The sequence below is a fragment of the Inquilinus limosus MP06 genome, from assembly GCF_000767795.1.
Classification (GTDB): domain Bacteria; phylum Pseudomonadota; class Alphaproteobacteria; order DSM-16000; family Inquilinaceae; genus Inquilinus; species Inquilinus limosus_E.
In genome coordinates, this window is sequence record NZ_JANX01000696.1 from 1 (window position 1) to 2,824 (window position 2,824).

Consider the following 2,824-nt stretch of genomic DNA (forward strand, 5'->3'; position numbering starts at 1 on the left):
GCCGCCTCCACTGCTGCCGCGTCCTCGCCCTCGGCGAAGGCGGCGAGGCCCAGGAAGGCGTGGCACCAGTGGTTGGCCGGGTCGCGCGGGCTCAGCCGCAGCGCCGTCTCCAGCATCCGCCGCGCCGGCCCGGCCTGGCCCGACAGGGCGTGATAGCCGCCGCCCAGCATGTGGGCGAAGGCTAGGTTCGGGTTGATCGCCAGCGCCGTGTCCAGCCGCCGGCCGGACTCGTCGAAGCGGCGCAGGAACAGCGCCACCATGCCCAGCACCGTCTGCGCCTCGGCGTCGCGCGGGTCCAGGTCGACCGCCTGGCGCGCCATGGCGTCGGCCGAGGCCAGCGATCGGGCGGGGTCGGCGCTGCGCCCGAACAGCACGTCCCAGACGTCGCACATGGCATGGATCACGCGGGCGCGGGCCAGGCCGGGGTCCAGCGCCATCGCCTGGGCGGCGAAGGTGCGGGCCTGGGCACCGTCCTCCGGCGTCAGGCGCCAGGCGTGCCAGCCGGCGCGCATGACGCAGTCCCAGGCATCCATCCCGGCCGGGTCCAGCCGCCGGGCGCGGCGCATCTCGGCGCCCAGCAGCTCCGGCGCCACCACGCCGACGATACTGTCGGTGATCTCGTCCTGCACCGCGAACAGGTCGTCGATCCGGCGGTCGTAGCGCTCGGCCCACACATGGGCGCCGGTGACCGCGTCGATCAGCTGGCCGGTGATCCGCACCCGGTCGCCGCCGCGGCGCACGCTGCCCTCCAGCACGTAGCGCACGCCCAGCTCGGCCCCCGCCTGCTTGATGTCGACCGGCCGGCCCTTGTAGGTGAAGGAGGAGTTGCGGGCGATGACCAGGAAGCCGTTGTGCTTCGACAGGCCGGTGATGATGTCCTCGGCGATGCCGTCGGCGAAATACTCCTGGTCCTTCTCCGCGCTCATGTCCTGGAACGGCAGCACCGCGATCGACGGCCTGGCCGGCGCCGCGGCGGTGCCCGGTGCCGGTTCGGCGCTGTCCGCCGATTCCAGCCGCACCCGGTACACCCGCACCGGCTTGCGGATGTTCTTCAGCTGCTGCTGGCCCAGGTCGTCGAAGGCCAGGTCCAGCTTGCCGATCACCTGGTCGAACACGCTGGCGGTGACCGAGATGCCGCCGGGCTCGGCCATGCCCTCCAGCCGCGCGGCGATGTTGACGCCGTCGCCCAGGATGTCGTCGCCGTCGATGACGATGTCGCCGAGATTGATCCCCGCGCGGTACTGGATGCGACGGTCGGGCGGCTGCCCGGCCTCGGTCTCTGCCACCGCGCGCTGGATCCCGACCGCCGCGTCCAGGGCGTCGACCACGCTGGCGAACTCGACCAGCATGCCGTCGCCGGTGGTCTTGACCACCCGGCCGCCATGAGCGCGCAAGGCGGGCTCGATCAGGTCGCGGCGATGCGCCTTCTGCCGGGCGATGGTGCCGGCCTCGTCGGCCTCGACATGGCGGGAATAGCCCACCATGTCGATCGCCAGGATCGCGGCCAGCCGCCGGGTCACGCGGTCGGTGCTCACGGGGGCTCCAGCCTGTTGCGCGCCGCCGGAACCTTACCGGGGGCGGCCGGGGCGAGTCCATCGGCAGAGCTTCAGCGGTCGGGTTGGAGAACCGGCTCCGCCCTTCGCGTTTCTCTCAGTCCTTGTCGCTGACCCCGGCCTGGGCGAAGGTGGCCATGCCCTCGTGGCAGGCCAGGGCGCCGCGGACCAAGCCGATGGCCAGCGCCGCGCCCGACCCCTCGCCCAGCCGCATGCCGAGGTCCAGCAGCGCCGTGCGGCCCAGCTTGTCCAGCAGGCGGCGATGCCCCGGCTCGGCCGAGACATGGGCCACCTGGCAATGGTCCAGCGCGTGCCGGTCCACGGCCCACAGCACCGCCGCGGCGGCGGTGCAGGTGTAGCCGTCCAGCAGCACCGGGATGCGCGCCATCCGCGCCGCCAGCACCGCGCCGACGATCGCCGCCAGCTCCTGCCCGCCGAGATGGCGCAGCACCTCCAGCGGATCGGTCATCGCGGCCTTGTGGGCGGCGATGCCCTTGGCCACCACCTCGGCCTTGCGCCGCACCCCGGCGGCGTCGACGCCGGTGCCGGGGCCGACCCAGTCGGCCGCCTCGCCGCCGAACAGTGCCGTCGCCAGCGCCGCGCCGGAAGTGGTGTTGCCGATGCCCATCTCGCCCAGGCACAGCAGGTCGATGCCCGGCTCGACCGCCATCATGCCGTAGGCCATGGCGCGGACGCATTCGGCCTCGGTCATCGCCGGGGCGATGGTGAAGTCGGCGGTCGGGTGCTCCAGGTCCAGCTCATAGACCCGCAGGTCGCTGTCGGCGGCCTGGCACAGCTGGTTCACCGCGGCGCCGCCGGCGACGAAGTTCTTCACCATCTGCGCCGTCACCGCGACCGGATAGGCCGAGACGCCCTGGGCCACGGCGACGCCGTGATTGCCGGCGAAGACCGCTACGCGCGGCCGGCGCAGCTGCGGCGGGTGCCGGCCCTGCCACACCGCCATCCACTCCGCCAGATCCTCCAGCCGGCCCAGCGAGCCGGGCGGCTTGGTCAGCTGCCGGTCGCGCTCGCGCACCGCCGTCCCGGCCTCCAAATCGGGGCCCGGCAGGTGGCGCAGCAGGGCGCGGATCTCGTCGAGGGTGTCGGGCAGGGGCGTCTGGGTCTGGGCCATGGGGGGGCATCCGGTTGCGGAAGCGCGGACCCTGCCACCAAAGCGGGGCGGCGTCAAAATCCGCGGGCGGTGCGATCGCAGTAGCCTTAACTGCGATTCTCGTTCATGATATGTTCTATGGATAAGGCGCAGCCCGACT

Annotated in this window: 2 protein-coding genes; both read right to left on the reverse strand. The window is 73.0% G+C overall.

The window, feature by feature from the left end; all coding sequences use genetic code 11:
• Window positions 1–1,535, reverse strand: a 1,535-nt coding sequence (locus P409_RS31000; RefSeq protein ID WP_052121601.1) for an adenylate/guanylate cyclase domain-containing protein, incomplete at its 3' end; no start/stop codon positions are given.
• Between the two features lie 115 nt (window positions 1,536–1,650).
• Window positions 1,651–2,685: a nicotinate-nucleotide--dimethylbenzimidazole phosphoribosyltransferase gene (gene cobT / locus P409_RS31005; protein ID WP_034847549.1), complete on the reverse strand. Its 1,035-nt coding sequence runs from the start codon at window positions 2,683–2,685 to the stop codon at window positions 1,651–1,653.
• Window positions 2,686–2,824 lie beyond the last annotated feature (139 nt).